The following is a 16,865-nucleotide window of genomic DNA, read 5'->3' on the forward strand; positions in this document are numbered from 1 at the left end:
ACTATGCTTGGCAAACTGCAAAGATCGTGTCGGTTCGGTCTATTTTAGAAAGCTGGGCTTCGTATTCTTGATCGAGTGTCTCGGACACTAAGAAACTCCAGTGCGCCTGACCTCCGGGGGCGCCTTTTGCGAGCCAATACAGATGATTGGCAAGCGGATAGCGTTGCAGGCCACTAACTTCAATGTTGCTGAAACCTGCACATCGCAGCAGGCTTGAAAGGCTCTGGCGCGTATGCAGTACCAGATGCTCGCTCCAGAAAGTGAACTTCTTGAACGCATCGCAATCATAGGTATGGATCAGAACGTCACGAGCGTGCGGAACTTCGCAGATAAGGGTGCCACCCGGGCGCAGCTTACGTCTAAGGTCTTCAGCCGTGCCAATTGGATCAGTTAGATGTTCGAAGGTATGAAATACCGTGATGCAATCAAGCGAGTTGTCAGCGATGTCTTCGATGCTTCCCACGATTTCGTGGCCCCTGGAACGGCAAAAATGCGCGCGTTCCTCGTTGGGCTCAAGACCAACAGCACTTTCAGCCGCACCTGCCATCTCATCTAGCATGCCACCTAGTCCACTGCCGAAATCGAGCCAGCGCTTGCCTTTGATATAGGGTTTGAAGACTTTACTACGGCGGGCATTGTCCTCCATCTTCGGCGTTTTGATAACCAAGTCCTGTACGATTGTGCCATTGGTCTCATTGCGGTCAATGTAGTATTGGATATCGATGTGATCGAAGCGCGAGAGAACAATCACTTGGGTCACGGGATCGATCAAAACGGCGATGTCATCGTGGTCGCGGACTTGCGGGAAGAACGGCTTCAATCTGTCCTGCGAGACACATTTACCGCGCTCCAACTGCACCATCAGAGGGTGTTTCATAGTCGAGACTCTTTCGATTTAAGTCGCCAGAGAACGGGCGATCGTCTGCATATTTGCGAGGGAACGCTCCCAACACAAAGTCTGGGCTTCGGCTACGGACTGCCTCAAGGACGTCGGATTACATGCCGCCTGATCGATAAAGGCATCGAGGGTCTCGGAAAATTGAGGGTCGCCGATATCGTGACCCCATTCCGGATGGCCAATATCATCCAGGAAAAAGCGCATCTTGTTATGGCTGATGATCGAAAAGATCGGGCAGCGCATGCCAAAAGGGATCATCTGCGCATGGCCGCGCATACCCACCACGAGGTCAGGCTGGGTATAGTAGTCGATCACGTCCCGGTAGCCGGCTTCGGTCAAGTCAAATGTGTCAAAAGTGACACCTTTATCAACGAGGTAAGGCGCGACCTCGAGATCTTTGGTCTTGTGTGCCACCAGGTGGATTTGCCAGCCTTTATCTTCGGCACTTTTCATTGACCGGGCGATAGTCTCAAGTGCGGCTACTTTGGTATTTCCAAACCGCAGGGATTCGCGGTCGAAGGCGGTATTAAGGGTCAAGATCGGCTTAGTGTTGGCGGGGCGTGTTTCAACGATTTGTCGGGCATCCGGATACAATTGCCAGATCACCGTAGTCGGACACTGCTGAAGGCAAATCCGTTCCGCCAGCTCTGCCTGCACATAAGACTTGACAGCGTTGATCGAGCCTTGGTTACGCAAGCCGAAAAACTTGCTCGCACGCAGGGTCGCCGCAATGTGCTCGGCGAAAACCGGATCAAAGTCTTCCTGCCCGCGGAACCGATTGTAACCCACAGCAAAGAAATAGATCGGCACACGCAGCGCTTCGACTGCAGCAATCTCGCTATTCCATTGCCAACCACTATTGGAAGTGTCGCTACCAGCCTGATCTCGCAGCAAAAGCCCGCCGCCGCCGATAACAATGCCGTCATAGTTTTCGTTAGCCACTTTAGCATCATTCGATGTGAAAGGATCCCAAAGCTGGCGATATTCCCAAGTGCAATCCGGCACTCGATCTTCGAACAACGCACGCACGACGGGGAAGAGCACCGTGTCCCCCGCGTTTTTGTTCTTTGAGTTGTGAATGCCGATGTGCAGTAGTCTTGGCATGATGTATCTCTACTCTCTTGGGAACGCAGTCCTAATCTGATGGTATTATTACCAGATCCGACCAGCCAGCGTTTTTGACCCAGCGCGCGAGTGCGAGGTCTTCCGGCGTGTTGACGTCAATAGCACTAAGCGCGCTCATGGGAAAACCCAGAGCGCCGGGTAAATGAAAGGTTTCTTCAGCTTTCAAAAGGTCGCTCCGCGCCAGAAACATTGCGCCTGTCACTCCGTAAAGCGATGCAACGCCTTGACGCTGCTGATTGGGCGATACGTCGGAAGCGATGCGTTCCAGCAGACGGCCATTCATGTAGCGCAGGTTGGTCATATGTTTACCCAATTCCGTAACGCCAATCACCGCTGGGGCATCCTGGGTCAAGAACATTTGCGCAGCTTCTTCGATATGCCGGACGGTACGCAACGGGCTCGTTGGCAGCAGCATCATGACCCCAAACGGCAAATGTCCCTTCGACTCCTGATACCAATTAAGTGCATGTAGCACGGTATGAACAGCGTGAACATTGTCCTGGGCAAGCTCCGTCGGCCTCAAGAACGGTACGTCAGCGCCCCATTCTTTCGCTATACCAGCAATTTCCTCGCTCTCAGTCGATACAATAACGGGACCGACCGCCTCTGCTCCTAAAGCTGCCTCTATCGTCCAAGCCAGGAGAGGTTTGCCAGAAAACTCTATGATGTTCTTTCCCGGAATACCCTTGGATCCCGCACGCGCTGGGATCACGCAGAGAATGTCACGATTGGAGGGCACAGTCGTCTCGCTCACAGCGCGAAGGCCTTTTCAAGGCGATCGAGCGCGATCCAAAAGCCTTTGCCCGCGTTTTTATGGCCTTGCCATATCTCGGGAATGAATGTGGCCTCTGGGCAGGTTGCTGCGAGAGCACGTCCGAGCGCGACAAAGTCAATCTCGCCCTCCCCTATCTGCAACCCCTCGTCGCGGGTCCCGCGCGCGTCTACGATGTGCAGATGTGCTGAGTAGGGTCCAACTGTTTCTGTAAAAGCCTGAAGCGACAGTTGAAATTGATTACACGCCAATTTCGAATGCGAGACATCGTAGCACAACCGCACGCCGTAACGCTCACAAAAGTCCTTAATCTCATCCGGGCGTACAAAGAGGTTGTGATAACGCTGCCCACCGAAGTGCCAGGGGTACGGTGGCATGGTCTGGATAATGATTTCGACACCATCTGCGTCGACAGCAGCCAACGCGTTTGCCACGCGCGAATACATCTCAGGCCGGTCCTCATTGGTTAAGAACGTATCAGCGCTAAAACCTCCGGCGTTGATTACGATCACCGGGCGCTCAGTCTTGGGAAAAAACGGTTTAAGTTTGCGGGTCTGATCAACCACGCGGCGCAATTCATCGATAGAGCGCGCACGATAGGCCGCGTCCGGAGAGGCCAAGTCCATAATGTGATCACCTTCAAAAAGTTCCGGTGCATGCACAGCGAGGCCGCAGTCGAACGGTTCAGCGGCGTAGTCGTTAATATCGAGATCAAGGTCTCGGTAGCTGAAGTGGATTTCGACGAAGTCTACAGGCGCGGCTGCAATCAGTGCCGCAAGGTCATGGTAGCGCACGGGAATACCCCAGGGACGGTCAAAGGCGTAGGCCCTTGGGGCGATTCCTTGTCCCGCGATATCGGTCTCAAAGAATGGCGTACCAGTTTCAACATCACGCGCAAGAGTGGCACCAATCAGGTCTTCGAGACGTGAAGGCTGAAGCCCTTGTCCCGGACTCTTAACATCGATGTCGGCTCGCGTGATAACGTGGCCTGCCTTTAGCTTACGTTTTGCCATCAGGGATTTTGCGAGCACCTCTCGATTGAGCCGTTCACCCTGAGACAACTTACGTGCCTCATTGTTGCCTATGGCGTCTTCAACATTGCGAATGGCCTTAACCATGTCCGCAAATTCCTGCGGCAGAAGGCTCACACGGTGGTCATTGCCCTCCAACGTACGGTCAACGGTGAAGTGTTTTTCAATGATCTTTGCACCCATGGCGACCGCCGCAATACAGGCCTCGTAACCACGCTCATGACCAGAATATCCGATGATTCCGCCACTGATCTCCTTCAGGCGCGCCAGGTAAGACAGGTTAACATCTTGCATTGGTGCTGGATAGGCTGAGTTGCAATGCAGCAGGGCAAATTCCGCACCCTTGCTCTTGAGCAGCCCGACAGAATCCTTGACCTCATGCTCAAATGACATACCGGTGGAGACGATCAAGGGTTTACCAGTCTGCGCCGCCGCAGCCAGCAGTGCATGGTTGGTCATATCCGCCGAAGAGATCTTGAAACCTGGTACGCCGTAGTCGTCGAGTTGGCGCAGGCTTTCCTCCTCCCAAGGCGTACAAAGTGGGATTAGGCCTTGCTCACGCGAGTAATCAAGGAGCTCGAACATCTGATCAGGTGCCAGCTGGTATTTACGCAGCAGATCGTCAGTGTATTCGGCACCGAGATCACCAGTCTTGTTAGCCCCCGCCGCGCCATAAAGTGAAGTAAAATCCCGCAATTGGAATTTGGCACAATCTGCCCCTGCTTGGACGGCGAGATCCACTAAATGTTTGGCCAAATCCATATCACCGTTATGGTTGTTCCCAATCTCGGCGATCACGAACGCCGGGCAGCCCTCGCCGATATCGCGCTGGCCCATGCGCATCGTGCCAACGTCGCTCCAGGCAATCGCAACTAGGCGCCCGCTGTTATCAACTAGCGGGATTGACGTGATTTTTTGCGAGAACAGGCTCTCAATATAGGAGGCGCTGTCGCCAACCGAAGCCCGGACACATGAACTATTCATCACCTCCAATACGGGACGATCTATGGAGATTTCGGGTAGCGAGACAATCCAGCGGCGAAAATCGCCGTCTGTCAAAAGCCCCTTCAACATACCCAATGCTGTGACGACAAACACTTGGCGCGATTTGTTTTGATTAATCTTTACAAGAGCCTTGCGAACGGGGTCGGTATCGACCACGATGTGCTGCTCCAGATTGCGCGAAAATCTCATATCGCCTCTCAAATTCGTTCGCCCCCTAGTTCTTTGCCTGGGTCGATTTAGTACATTCATGGGAGAAGGTCTATCAAATCTCCACCTTGCCAAAAGCCAGCAACCTGATCACAATGCCATGCACAGCTATACGCCCGTGCAACACGGTCGCTACCAGCCCGCTTTAGAGGTAGCCCAAGACATTTCCAAGTTGTTTGATATCGGTTTTGAGGAGCTGTGGATGGCGTTAGGCAGGTGGTGATCACTAGGACAGGCCTCCTTGGCGACCAAACACCGAGTTGTTGGGAGAAAAAGCTGAGAAACTGCGCTTGATTTACTTTCTTCCGAAAGGCGATAGACCCATCGGTGTGGGCACCGTGGATATGAAACACGTTCTTTGCTAGGTCGACACCAACAGTGCTGACTTCTGTCACGGACGCTCCCTCTTTCGAAGTGACATTCAACAAAATATCACTCTGGCACACTACGAAGCCGTTTGGCGGGGCATCCACGCCATCACTAACAATCAGTCTGGACCAGTCGGATCATGGTACCCATCATCATCTGCGGATATAAAAGGACAGAATATTTCCAACGCGAACGAAGAAGGCATTTACCAAATTGTCCTCTGTTCCAGCACCTCATGTCCATCCCGTGCGGCTGCACGCCTTTCGGCCAGCCGTTTCGCCATGTTGTACTCGTCGCTACCTCGCTCGAAACGGCTTTCATAGTAGTCGAGCACCAGTGCGTTTTCCTTGGTGGTTAGCAAGCTGCCAGTAGAAAGCCCTTCGACGATGCTACGACGTTGCTGGTCCGACATTTTTCCATATCAGATTTCTAAATTTTTTCGTCCGTATGGCCAAGGTTCAGGGACCAGGCTTTGCGATCTTTTGGAGAGGTGCAAAACTCATCGCCCGGCACCTTGAGCGTATTGCGAACGGAGTGTGGTGTGTATTTGCGCCGATCAACGAGGTCGCAAAGTCAAACGCGCGGCTCACGGCTGAGCAAGATTGCATCGGGGCACCGCGCCGATCTCTGGACCGTGTTGTTTCAGATGTACGATCTCGGGGAACACGGCGTCGTCTTGAGTGAAGCCCAACGCAGCCAACTCCGAAAGCCAGATGATGAGGATTTCTTGGAAGGCCTCAGTGCGCGGGAAGAAGACGCTGCGAAAGCTCTTTCCATTCTTCGCGCGCATTTCTGTTGCGTCCTGAACCAGTTCCTTTTTATCCAGATCAATGTGTTTCAGCTGCAATGTCGTGAGGGCAGCGGCGCGTAACCCACTGGTATAAGCACAAGCCACCATGGCGCGGTCACGGCGCTCTGCAACCGTGCGATCAGGCATCTTCTCCAGCATCTTTTCCGCCTGCTCAATCGTCAGATAGTCGCGAGGCAGGGTTTTGGTGTGTACCGCCTTTGGAAGCTCGAGGCAAAGCAGGATGTTCTGGCTCAATCGCTTGTAGCCTTCCTGAAGGCGGAGCCATTCGAAGAACTGGCGAACCTGCGACGCGTGATGCCTGATGGTGCAGTTGCTCAATCCACTATGCTCTTTGGGCGTTTGGCCAAGTTTCACCAAATGATCACGAAAAGCTGCGGCGCCTTTTGGCGTGACTTTATCGAAAGCTTTGCCACCCGTGCAATCCTCCAACATGCGGATGCTGCGCAGATGGGCACGTATGGTCGAAACCTCATAGCGTCCAGCATAGGTTCGCCACTCATGCACGATCCGATCGTTTGTCAGGTACCAAACCGTCTCGCAAAAGTCGGGTTTGTTCCCGGTATCAACTGGGATCTCGCAATTGCTTTCGTCTATCAGGGCGAGGCTGGTACCTGACATGAGGCATTTTTTCATGCTGTCGTATTATGTCGCTTTCAGTAGCTTTGTTACCCGGGCATCGCAGGCACCGCAGACACCCACTGCCATGTACCGACTGCTGGAAGTTGTCCTGACCGAGATCGACTGAGGAGCAGGTTAACCTTCGCTGCCGCAGCTCAAGCAATTGAACTCACCTGGCTTCAGTTTAGCCAGCGATTTGCGTTTCTGGCCACTGTGGTAGCGTTGCAGCTCAGCCCCACGAAAAACAAAAGGGCGCTGATCGTCCGATTTCCGCAGTCCGGATTTCATCCAGTCGGTGATGGCATTGCGGCGAACGTTGTAGGTTTTGCAAAGCTCTTACACTGAATAGACCTGGTCCTGGCAGACCTTCACTTTGTAGTGGGCCTTCGTCATATCACGCGCCCCGATTTGCGACTTTTCTTTTTGGTTTGGTGCGATGCTTCAGCCAGTTTTTCCTCAAGCGCGAGCAGGCTGGACAGGCGCCAGCGACTGCTGCTCGGGGCGCTTGATCGGTGCTGGCAGAACACCAAGCTCCACGTGTTTCCAGACCGTTTGGCGGGCGATGCCGAAGCGTTTGGCCACTTCAACGTCTTTGAGATAGCGCTCGTCTTCGCCGAGGTTTTTAGCCTCTTTTGCTTCCAATGCAGCGAACTGCACTGACGTCAGAACAGGCGGGTTTGATTGCGACTGATTCTGAACCTGCGCCTCGCCCTTGTCCGTGACACGTTCGGACGGGTGCGATACGGCAGTGGAGGGAGCTGCGAACAGATCCCCCATTGCGGAAGCGTGCCTGTATTTAACCATCGGCACCTCCATTCTGAGATGCCCGGTTTTGGGGAAAAGAAAAGTTCAGGAACTGGTGCATCATCCGCCCTCCCGCAAGAGTTCGCGGATGTCACCAACGCGCCAAGCTGTGGCACGAGGCCCGAGGCGAACTGGCTGGGACAAGCGCCCAGCGCGGACGCCCGCCCACTACGTCGAACGGGAAACAGGTACGGGACCGTGGGGATGCAGAATCTGCTTTTCGCGTAGCAGCGCGTCGTCGGGAACATCGTCAAAACGCATCGTAAGCCATCTATGTTTGTTAAAGGTGGCTTTAGGCTGACGAGGTCCGATCTTATGCAGTGTGGATTCACGAAACTCGATCGTGAATCCACGATGTGATTCATATTTTTAAGGGCTCAACCACTTCAATAGTCACTGTTGACGTGCAATTCACTGGCCTCCATTAGAAGCTTACGAACCGTTTGCTGGTCTACTCCGCAACCAAGTTCAGCAGCTTTGTCCGCAATCTGTTTCGGTACATCAGAGCGTTTTTTAATGGGCGTATAGCTATGGCCATCCACGGCGCAGGCAATGAGGGCCTTTTGAAGCGTTGCGATCCGCGTTGTTTTCGCCGACTTTTGAGCTCGGCTTTCTTCGGCAGGGGATGAGGCCTCCAGCTTTGCTTCCGGATCAGACAGGCGCTCATCTTTTACCCGCAGCATATCTCGAAGTTTCTCGTTCTCTGCGACGGTTTCTGTATTCTCCACCACCTTATCCGGGCGCCGATTGTTGTGACCCGGCATCCCCACAGCACGCCGCCATGCAGGGGACAAATAATACCCCCGTTTCGCCAGCCAGTGCAGATAGTCCTTGGCAGGCGCCTTCTCACGGAACTCCTTAATCTCCAACGCCCTTTCCAAAATCAGAAACCTGTCGTCACGCTCACGGATCGTCTCCCCGGTTTCCGGGGCGTTCCCGCGCCAGCCATCTGTCGTGAATGGTTTGAAGTTCAGTGACAAATCGATTGCCTCGCGGGCTGACCAATAGGGTTTTCTAGCCCACTCCCCGATCAGACGTCTTTCCTGTCTGGCGTACTTCACGGAGAACATTTCCCGTCTGCGATGCGCAAAATGCTGGCCATCAAATGCGATCCGGCCTTCCGGCGTGACGGCAAGCCACCAATCCGTATGGAATGGTTATTGTTGCGCTCTGCCCACCAAAGCCAGAACTCGGGTGCGCCAAATCGTTCACCTGACCGCTTCGCTCTGGTCAATAGCGCACTATGGTCATCCAGCACCCGTGTGGTTCCAGCATCTTCTGGCGAGATGCCCAGCGCCAACAAGATGGCTTCTTCAAGAGACCAACTGTTCTGACAGATCCAGGCCTGCATCAGTCGTTCAGCAGGTTGTACCGGGGCCTGTTCACATTCTATCATGTCCCAGCTTTTCCTTCTTCATCTTATCAAGCTGATCTGCCCACCATTGTGCCAACTCAACTCGCTTATCCCAGTGTGCGCTGCGTGCGTATGCCCGGCGGATTTCGTTCTTTTCCACATGGGCAAGGGCTCGCTTAATAGCGCCCGGATGCCAGCGGCCGGATTCATTGGCCAGAGTGGAAAACATCGCCCGAAAGCCATGTGCCGTCATCTTGTCCTTCTCAAAACCCATGCGGCGCAGTGCAGCATTCAAAGTATTGTCGCTCATGCAGCGTTTGGATGAACGTACCGATGGAAAGAGTAACTTGCCCCAACCCATCAGGTCGCGCAATTCCTTCAAGTGATCGAAGGTTTGGCGGGACAGCGTTATCGTGTGAGGTCGCCGCATCTTGGCGCGATACGCAGGGACGGTCCACGCCAATTTGACTTCATCAATCTCGTCCCACTCAGCCATTCGTAATTCCCCGGGGCGCAGAGCAGTCAATGCGAGTAGTTGCAACGCGAGGCGCGTAGTGCTTTGGCCGGTAACCCATCGATGGCCCGGAGCAAAGCACCGACCTGCACCGGGTCAGTGATTGCCGCACGGCGCTGCACCTTGAGAGCGGTTCAGGGCATCCTGCAAACCATAGGTCGGATCATTGTCCGCCAGTCCCAGTGCGATGGCATAGCGAAAGACACCCCGGCAGCAGACCGCATCAGCACAGCGCTTTCGTGATCGCCCCTTTTCTACATCTTCTGCAGCGGAGCCAGAGTATCCCGTGCCGATATTTGAGTGATCGGTTTATTCCCCGAGCTACTATCGGCTTAGATCGGGCGCAACTGGATGATTATGTGGTGCCTCAAGAGGGACTCGAACCCCCGACCTTGTCCTTACGAAGGACCTGCTCTACCAGCTGAGCTATTGAGGCATGCGACAGACCGTTTAGCCGCAGGTTGCGACCCTTGCAAGGGGCAGATCACAAAGGGGCCATGGTTGACCGCTCGCCATTCCTCTACCATCCTGCACCAAAGCTCAGCAGAACCTGCGGGTTCAGTTTGATTATCAGTTATTTGACAAGGTCATTTGAATGTCCGGGATTTCGCAGAAGACCTATGTGCTGGATACCCATCGCCTGCGCGATCCGGAACAGACCCTTGCGATCGTGGAACCCTTCCTGAAACAGATGGGGATCACGCGGATCGCCAATCTGACGGGATTGGATCGTATTGGATTGCCGACGGTGATGGTCACGCGACCCAACTCGCGCTCGGTTGCCGTGTCGCTGGGCAAGGGGCTGTCGCTGAGCGCGGCGCGGGCCTCGGGCGTGATGGAAGCCGTCGAATCGTGGCATGCCGAACGGATCGAACTGCCATTGCGGCTTTGCGGCTATTCCGACCTGGCGCATGATCACGTGGTGAATGTCGACCGCCTGCCCCGCGTTACGGGTGGGCAGTTTGAGCCGCATAGGGCGATGCTCTGGGTGCAGGGCCGTGATCTGAACGCAGACGCCGCCTGCTGGGTGCCATATGAGATGGTGGATACGGATTATACGACCTCTCCGGTTGCCGGGCACCGGGCGTTTCCGCGCACGACGAATGGTCTTGCTTCGGGCAATGATGCGGTTGAGGCCAGTTGCCACGCGATTTGCGAGTTGATCGAGCGGGATGCGACAACACTATGGCATCATCGGAGTACAACCCCGCGCATTGATCCGGGCACGGTGGATGATCGGCGGTGCCGTCAGGCCATGGATCAGATCGCGGCAGCGGGGCTTGATCTGGGGATCTGGGATACAACTTCGGATATCGGGATCGCCAGTTTTCGCTGTGTGATTTGCGAGGGCGGAGAGGCCAATGGCCATATCGGCATCGGTGATGGTTGTCATCCCGACCGCGCGATTGCGCTGCTGCGCGCGCTGACCGAGGCGGCACAAACAAGACTGACCTATATCTCGGGCGCACGCGATGATCTGGACCCCGAGGAGTTCTCGGACGAGGCCCGCACATGGCGCAGCCGCTACATTCGTGAGCTGATCGATGGTGCGGCAGCGACGCAGCGGTTCACCGACTGTCCGTCGCATGTCACCGGGTCATTCACCGAAGACCTCGACCTGCTGCTGGCCCGGCTGTCGGCGGCCGGGATGGATCAGGTGGTGACGGTCGACCTGTCCCGGCCCGAGATCGACATTGCCGTTATCCGCGCCGTCATTCCGGGGCTGGAGGCCCCGCATGATGACCCCGACTATGTTGCCGGCCCTCGGGCCCGGGCGGTGACGGGATGAGCGTGGTTGTCTTCGTCGGACCCACGTTGCGGGCAGAGACCGTGCAAGAGCATCTGGACGCCACCATCCTGCCCCCGGTCCAGCAAGGCGATGTGTACCGCGTGGCGCGCGACGGGCCTCGGGCGATTGGGATCATCGATGGGTATTTCGACGGGGTGCCCTCGGTCTGGCACAAGGAAATCCTGTGGGCGCTCGAACAAGGCATCCCGGTATTTGGCAGCGCCAGCATGGGTGCGTTGCGCGCCGCAGAACTGGCCGATTTCGGGATGATCGGCGTCGGGCAGGTGTTTCAGGATTATCTGAACGGCACAATAACAGATGATGACGAAGTGGCGGTTCTGCATGGCCCCGCCGAACTTGGTTTCATGCCGCTGAGCGAGCCGATGGTCTCGATCCGCGCGACGCTGGCGAAGGCGCAGGCGGCCAAGGTTCTATCAGACACGGATGCGCTGACATTGCTGGATGCGGCGAAGGCGCTGCACTATCGGGATCGCGTTTGGGACACGGTCATTGCAACAGCAGACACCGCCACGGGTCTGGAAGATTTTCAAAATTGGCTGCCCGCCGGGCAGGTCGATGCCAAGGGTGACGACGCCCGACAGATGCTTGGGCAGATGGCGCAATATCTGGCCGCCGACACTGGGGCCGCCGCACCGCCGCGCGTGGAACGGACCCTGGCCTGGCGTGACCTGCAGGCACGGGTCGATGCCGAACCCAGCCCGCACGATACCGACGCACGTGCATTGGTAGACGAGTTGCGGCTGCAGCCCGAGCTTTTTACCCGGTTACGCGACCGTGCAGCGCTGCACCTGTTGGCGCGCGATGAAGCGCAGCGGATGGATCACCAGCCGGATCGCGACACCTTGCGAAAACTCATGACCGCACACCGTCTCGGGGGCCGGCTGACGCGCCACGCTGATCTGATGGAATGGCTGCAGGACAATGACCTGACCCTTGCGCAATACGAGACGCTGCTGGTCGACCGCGCCCATACCGAAGCGGCGATCGCAGCGCGCGCGGAAGATCTGGATGCGGCCCTTCTGGCCGAACTGCGCCACGACGGCCATTACAGCGCACTGCGCGACCGGGCGCAGCGCAAAGCGGACCAGATCGCCGGGCTGGATCGGGGAAACAGAACCCAGTCGCTGATCTGGTATTTTGAAACACGTCTTGACCAAGCGGTACCGGATGATCTTGAATCCCATGCAATCGCGCTGGGACTTTCAGGGCGCGACGCGTTTCTTGATCTGATTGAAGCCGAATTCATGTTTTGCCACGCCGAAGGTGAACCGGGACAATAACGGGAGGGGACATTGACGATCTGGCCCGACTACTCGGAAAGTGAAACTCCGGGCACGCGGTTCCTGCTGTATCCGCAATCACCCTATTTAGAGCCGAATTCCAAGCCCGAACTGGTCGAGATCTCGGCCCCGCAGGGTACGATCGGGCCCGGTCCTTCGGGGCCGCGCATGTATGCGATGTATCCGATCGACAAGACAATCCCTTATGGCGCGATGATCGAGGGCGAGGACGGCCCCGAGATGTATCTGCCCGCCTGGGATGGCTATATCCTGCCGCCGCCCGAACCTGATGAGTTCGGCAATTTCATCCATATCGATCCCGACGATCCGGCCTTTGAAGCGGCCCATCTGTTTGGCGCGGCGCATTTCACCATGGATGTGTGGGAGGGGTATTTCGGCCGTTCGATCCCCTGGCACTTCGCGCGTGATTTCGACCGGCTGGAACTGTCGCTGCTGCCCGGTCTCGACAACGCGCATATTGGCTGGGGCTTTCTGGAAACCGGCGGCACCCGTGAGCATGGGGACGAATACCGCCCCTATAGCCTGAACTTTGACGTGGTCGCGCATGAGATCGGACATGCGATCATCTACAGCGTCATCGGCCTTCCGTCCGAAGAGGATGCGACGGGTGAATATTACGGCTTTCATGAATCTGCCGCGGATATGGTGGCGCTGCTGGCCTCGCTGCATTTCGGCTCGGTCGTGGATGAGGTGCTGAAGAACACCCGCGGCAATCTTTACACCTATAACCGCCTCAGCCGTTTTGCCGAACTGTCGCAGAACGCGCAGATCCGTATCGCCGCCAATGACCGGACGCTCTCGGAGTTCTCACATGGCTGGTCCAGCGAACATGCCCTGTCAGAACCCCTGACCGGCGCGATGTTCGATATTCTGGTGGATATCTACCACGAACGGCTGGTCGCCCATGACGTCATCAATCCGGAAATGGAGGAGCTGTCAGACGAGTTGGAAGGCAGCGATGAATACAACGCCATCATGCAGGACCTGTTCGACGAAGCCTACGCCGCCGATCCCGAAGGCTTCCGCGTGGCGCTGATCGAGGCGCGGGATTTGCTGGGCTCTTATCTTGCTGATGCGTGGGAAAAGCTCGACCCCGACATGCTGAGTTACTTCGGCGTAGAGCGCGCACTGGTCATGGTTGACCACGAAATCACCGGCGGTGCGTTCCGCCAGATCATCGAAGGCAACTTCCGTATGCGCGACATCGGATTGACGCGACCCGGCCCGCGCCTGACAAAACCGGGCGGGTCCAGCCACGCCGCATCCGTCCGCACCTTGTCGCCCGAGCCTAAAGAACCTTAAAGTCTTTGTTTTTGCCCCGGTTTTATGGCAACTTATGCGCACGGGGTGATAGTTTTGACAATCGAGGCGCGGTTAAACGCGCAAACCGGGACAGGCGAGGTCAAAGGCCCTGCCAACCCCCGATAGGGAGAAAGTGATATGTCTGAGTCCTTACTCAGTTTTTCCGAGGTATTATTGTTTGGGCGAGAGTTAAGCGATCTTAAACTGCGACAGAAATCGGTTCGACTGGCAATTGAGGTGGCGACAGATTTTGATTTCTCGGCAGAGGTCACCAAGATCGATGGTGTGGCCGTCCGGGAAGATGATCGGATTCTTGTGCAAGTTGGCGACAGCGCGAACAACAAATCCGGAATCTACAAGATCGTCAAAGACGCAAATGACGACGACAAACTGAAACTGGACAAACGTAAGAAAGTCTCGTTTGAGTCATACGTCTACGTGCGTCGGGGCCGCGTTTTCAAGCACACGTTCTGGCAGCAGACTGCGAACAGCCACAGCAAGCAGCTGTTCATCGAACAGGATGATCGCAGAAAGGGTCGTGGCGTCAACAACTTCATCGGGGACCAGTTCGGAGGCGATGCCCGGCTGGCCCGAATTTATGGCTTCGCGTATGACGGCACTTATTACGAGATGCCGGAACCCACGATTTTCCTTGTCCATGGGGCCGGTGACAGCGCTACGGGTGGCAACCTGCCTTATGGATTCAATCTGCAAGCCGAGCCTGCAGATCCGGGAGACAAGCTTCCTGATACCACTCGGCAGACCGCACGCGCACCGATGAACCCGTCAGTCTCGGGTGTTGCGGCTGCGGATTACCAGATGGCCAATGATATTCGGGTTTGGAACTACGATCAGGCCGATTACACCATCCGGATGGACATCGCTGCAGGTCAGATAGAAGAAGTGCTTCTGGACGTTTATTTCGAATATGACGCACCGATGATGTCGGGGGCCAAGGTCAGCGGCGCCAAGGTCAGCGGTGCGAAAGTCTCTGGAGCCAAAGTCAGCGGCGCCAAGGTCAGCGGTGCCAAAGTCAGCGGAGCAAAGGTCTCTGGGGCCAAAGCGCGGGGCGAGTAACCTCGCATCGAACCAAACAAAAAGGGGCGCGGGGATCACGCGCCCTTTTTTGTCGTTTAGAACCCGGCTTTCTTGAGGCCTTCGACAAAATGCTGGGTGTCATCCTCAAGCCGGTCAGGCAGAACCTTCGCCCAGCGCGACAATGAGAAATTGGGATGCGCCGCGCGATGCTTTTCGGCAATCTGGCGGGCCATGTCCATATTGCCCAACTGTGCGTGGCTGGCGGCCAGCATACGCTGCCCTTCGGTCGGGTTGTTCATCTTGTTGACCGAGCTGATGACATCATCATAGCGCTTGAGGTTGTAGTAGGCCCCACCCAGATGCCACAGATACTGATCCGGGAAATACGGGTTCAACCGCATCGCCTGCTGCAGATGCTGGATCGCCGTTTCATTGTCACCGGAATGGGCCAGCGCATCAGCATAGTCCGAATGCATATCCGCATCATTGGGGTTAAGCTGAAGCGCACGCTTGTAGGATTCAATGGCCGCATCATGTTCTTTGCGGTACAGCTGAACATAGCCCAGCTCTCCGAACCCGCGGGCATCGGTCGGGTCCAGCTCAACCGCGCGCAGCGCAAGCATCAGGGCCTTGTCCAGCGCGCTGTTCGGGTCCTCGGTCCAGGAATAACGCCAGTCGATATTGAGCGTTCGCGACAGCGCCGCCGCCGCGCGGGCATAACCACCATCCCGCTCCAGCGCCGATTCATAACAATGCTGCGCCTTGCGATTGTCATTGCGGGTGTATTTGAAGATGTGATGCTGACCCTGCAGCACCGAGCCATAAGCCTGCAGGTCAGATGGTACCGTCTGCACCATGCGCTGCTTTTCATGCGACTCGATCATCACTGCCATGGCCGCAACGATGCATTCGGTCACATCATCCAGAATGTCGAAGATATCATCCAGCTTGCGGTCGAACCGCTCGCCCCAGATGGTGCGCTCGGTATTGGCGTCCAGCAGTTCGGCGGTGACACGAATGCGGCTTGAGGATCGGCGCACGCTGCCGCGCGCCACATAGCGCACGTTCAGCCGGCGGGCCGCCTCGTGCGGAGACATGGATTGCGTCTTGAAAAAGAAGGACGAGTTACGCGCGATGACAAACAAGTTCCGAAACTTGGACAAGTTCATGATGATGTCATCGGTCAGCCCTTCGGCGACCCAACTGTCATCCTCGCCACCGCCCTGACTGACAAAAGGCAACACCGCGACCGAGGGGATGTCGGGTCGTTCCAGAACCTCAAGCTGCATCTCGGGGCGCAATGTTGCAGCCATCGTCGCGCCCTCGACCTCGCTGCGCACACAATAAGTCGCCACCGGCGACATGATGTTCTTAAGCTGCTTGGGCCCGAGAAATTCGTAGCCATAGCGCAGGCGATTTCGAATTTGTTCGTAGACTGCCGCGCTGACATAGACGCGTTCAGGTTCCGCAATTTCCTGCAAGCGGGCCGCGATGTTGACGTTATCGCCGTGGATGCCGCGCTCATCCTGCAGCACCTCACCCATATGGACACCTGCGCGGAACTTGATTTGATCGCGCGCCGAACGGGTTTGGTTGTGCTGTGCTGCGATCCGATGCAGTTCAACACTGAATTCAACCGCACTGGTCGCCGTTTCAAAAAGCGCCAGAATGCCGTCGCCGCGCACCTCGATAACTCGCCCATGATAGTTCTGGCAAATCACCTCAAGCTGAGACAGCAAAGATTTCAACGCGTTATACGTATCCATCTCGTTCTCGCTCATCAAACGAGCATAGCCGACCACATCGGCAAACAGCACAGCGCCAAGCCTTTGTCTGATTGATGGGTCCGAACCGGGTATGCTCACTGATAATACTCGAATGGGTTGTCTCGTCGAAGCCGACGGAG

General features: G+C 56.1%; 14 protein-coding genes, 1 tRNA gene and 1 pseudogene. 4 read left to right on the plus strand and 12 right to left on the minus strand.

Annotated elements, in window-relative coordinates:
* Window position 1: 1 nt before the first annotated feature.
* From ACR0KM_RS13095 to ACR0KM_RS13145, 11 genes and pseudogenes are all read right to left on the minus strand, one after another.
* Window positions 2-877 (minus strand): class I SAM-dependent methyltransferase, encoded by an 876-nt coding sequence (locus ACR0KM_RS13095; protein ID WP_480859158.1) that lies wholly within the window; start codon window positions 875-877, stop codon window positions 2-4.
* Between the two features lie 18 nt (window positions 878-895).
* Window positions 896-2,002, minus strand: a complete 1,107-nt coding sequence (locus tag ACR0KM_RS13100) for a polysaccharide pyruvyl transferase family protein (protein WP_480859156.1) — start codon at window positions 2,000-2,002, stop codon at window positions 896-898.
* A gap of 31 nt (window positions 2,003-2,033) precedes the next feature.
* The gene (locus tag ACR0KM_RS13105; RefSeq protein WP_480859154.1) at window positions 2,034-2,777 is read right to left on the minus strand and encodes an acylneuraminate cytidylyltransferase family protein; all 744 of its coding nucleotides are present in this window, start codon (window positions 2,775-2,777) and stop codon (window positions 2,034-2,036) included.
* Window positions 2,774-5,020, minus strand: a complete 2,247-nt coding sequence (locus ACR0KM_RS13110; protein WP_480859151.1) for an N-acetylneuraminate synthase family protein — start codon at window positions 5,018-5,020, stop codon at window positions 2,774-2,776. The genes ACR0KM_RS13105 and ACR0KM_RS13110 overlap by 4 nt, the downstream gene beginning before the upstream one ends.
* Before the next feature lie 592 nt (window positions 5,021-5,612).
* Window positions 5,613-5,819, minus strand: coding sequence for a hypothetical protein (locus ACR0KM_RS13115; RefSeq protein ID WP_480859149.1), 207 nt, complete (start codon window positions 5,817-5,819; stop codon window positions 5,613-5,615).
* Window positions 5,820-5,993: 174 nt separating this feature from the next.
* On the minus strand, window positions 5,994-6,836 hold the full coding sequence (locus ACR0KM_RS13120; protein WP_480859147.1) for a tyrosine-type recombinase/integrase: 843 nt from the start codon (window positions 6,834-6,836) through the stop codon (window positions 5,994-5,996).
* A 456-nt stretch (window positions 6,837-7,292) separates the two neighbouring features.
* On the minus strand, window positions 7,293-7,652 hold the full coding sequence (locus tag ACR0KM_RS13125; protein WP_480859144.1) for a helix-turn-helix transcriptional regulator: 360 nt from the start codon (window positions 7,650-7,652) through the stop codon (window positions 7,293-7,295).
* Between the two features lie 374 nt (window positions 7,653-8,026).
* Window positions 8,027-8,710, minus strand: coding sequence for a hypothetical protein (locus tag ACR0KM_RS13130; protein WP_480859142.1), 684 nt, complete (start codon window positions 8,708-8,710; stop codon window positions 8,027-8,029).
* Complete coding sequence (locus tag ACR0KM_RS13135; RefSeq protein ID WP_480859140.1) at window positions 8,698-8,991, minus strand: hypothetical protein; 294 nt, start codon at window positions 8,989-8,991, stop codon at window positions 8,698-8,700. The genes ACR0KM_RS13130 and ACR0KM_RS13135 overlap by 13 nt, the downstream gene beginning before the upstream one ends.
* Before the next feature lie 31 nt (window positions 8,992-9,022).
* Window positions 9,023-9,538 (minus strand): annotated as a pseudogene (locus ACR0KM_RS13140) (tyrosine-type recombinase/integrase); the annotation flags it as partial.
* Window positions 9,539-9,868: 330 nt separating this feature from the next.
* A tRNA-Thr gene (locus tag ACR0KM_RS13145) sits at window positions 9,869-9,944 on the minus strand.
* 159 nt (window positions 9,945-10,103) lie between these two features.
* Here ACR0KM_RS13145 and ACR0KM_RS13150 point away from each other — a divergent pair.
* From ACR0KM_RS13150 to ACR0KM_RS13165, 4 genes are all read left to right on the plus strand, one after another.
* Window positions 10,104-11,297, plus strand: a complete 1,194-nt coding sequence (locus ACR0KM_RS13150) for a YcaO-like family protein (protein ID WP_480859138.1) — start codon at window positions 10,104-10,106, stop codon at window positions 11,295-11,297.
* The gene (locus ACR0KM_RS13155; protein WP_480859137.1) at window positions 11,294-12,598 is read left to right on the plus strand and encodes a TfuA-like protein; all 1,305 of its coding nucleotides are present in this window, start codon (window positions 11,294-11,296) and stop codon (window positions 12,596-12,598) included. Before ACR0KM_RS13150 ends, ACR0KM_RS13155 begins: the two co-directional genes overlap by 4 nt.
* 12 nt (window positions 12,599-12,610) lie before the next feature.
* Window positions 12,611-13,921 (plus strand): gluzincin family metallopeptidase, encoded by a 1,311-nt coding sequence (locus tag ACR0KM_RS13160; protein WP_480859135.1) that lies wholly within the window; start codon window positions 12,611-12,613, stop codon window positions 13,919-13,921.
* 138 nt (window positions 13,922-14,059) lie between these two features.
* Window positions 14,060-14,998, plus strand: a complete 939-nt coding sequence (locus tag ACR0KM_RS13165) for a pentapeptide repeat-containing protein (protein ID WP_480859134.1) — start codon at window positions 14,060-14,062, stop codon at window positions 14,996-14,998.
* Window positions 14,999-15,054: 56 nt separating this feature from the next.
* Here ACR0KM_RS13165 and ACR0KM_RS13170 read toward each other — a convergent pair whose 3' ends face one another.
* Window positions 15,055-16,824: an adenylate/guanylate cyclase domain-containing protein gene (locus ACR0KM_RS13170; protein ID WP_480865507.1), complete on the minus strand. Its 1,770-nt coding sequence runs from the start codon at window positions 16,822-16,824 to the stop codon at window positions 15,055-15,057.
* Between the last annotated feature and the right edge of the window lie 41 nt (window positions 16,825-16,865).

It is taken from the genome of Ruegeria sp. G10 (assembly GCF_056533645.1).

Excerpts from the sequence above, each read along its gene's own strand:
- ACR0KM_RS13095 (WP_480859158.1), bottom strand. The coding sequence starts at position 877 with ATGAAACACCCTCTGATGGTGCAGTTGGAGCGCGGTAAATGTGTCTCG.
- ACR0KM_RS13100 (WP_480859156.1), bottom strand. The coding sequence starts at position 2,002 with ATGCCAAGACTACTGCACATCGGCATTCACAACTCAAAGAACAAAAAC.
- ACR0KM_RS13110 (WP_480859151.1), bottom strand. The coding sequence starts at position 5,020 with ATGAGATTTTCGCGCAATCTGGAGCAGCACATCGTGGTCGATACCGAC.
- ACR0KM_RS13115 (WP_480859149.1), bottom strand. The coding sequence starts at position 5,819 with ATGTCGGACCAGCAACGTCGTAGCATCGTCGAAGGGCTTTCTACTGGC.
- ACR0KM_RS13120 (WP_480859147.1), bottom strand. The coding sequence starts at position 6,836 with ATGTCAGGTACCAGCCTCGCCCTGATAGACGAAAGCAATTGCGAGATC.
- ACR0KM_RS13125 (WP_480859144.1), bottom strand. The coding sequence starts at position 7,652 with ATGGAGGTGCCGATGGTTAAATACAGGCACGCTTCCGCAATGGGGGAT.
- ACR0KM_RS13130 (WP_480859142.1), bottom strand. The coding sequence starts at position 8,710 with ATGTTCTCCGTGAAGTACGCCAGACAGGAAAGACGTCTGATCGGGGAG.
- ACR0KM_RS13135 (WP_480859140.1), bottom strand. The coding sequence starts at position 8,991 with ATGCAGGCCTGGATCTGTCAGAACAGTTGGTCTCTTGAAGAAGCCATC.
- ACR0KM_RS13150 (WP_480859138.1), top strand. The coding sequence starts at position 10,104 with ATGTCCGGGATTTCGCAGAAGACCTATGTGCTGGATACCCATCGCCTG.
- ACR0KM_RS13155 (WP_480859137.1), top strand. The coding sequence starts at position 11,294 with ATGAGCGTGGTTGTCTTCGTCGGACCCACGTTGCGGGCAGAGACCGTG.
- ACR0KM_RS13165 (WP_480859134.1), top strand. The coding sequence starts at position 14,060 with ATGTCTGAGTCCTTACTCAGTTTTTCCGAGGTATTATTGTTTGGGCGA.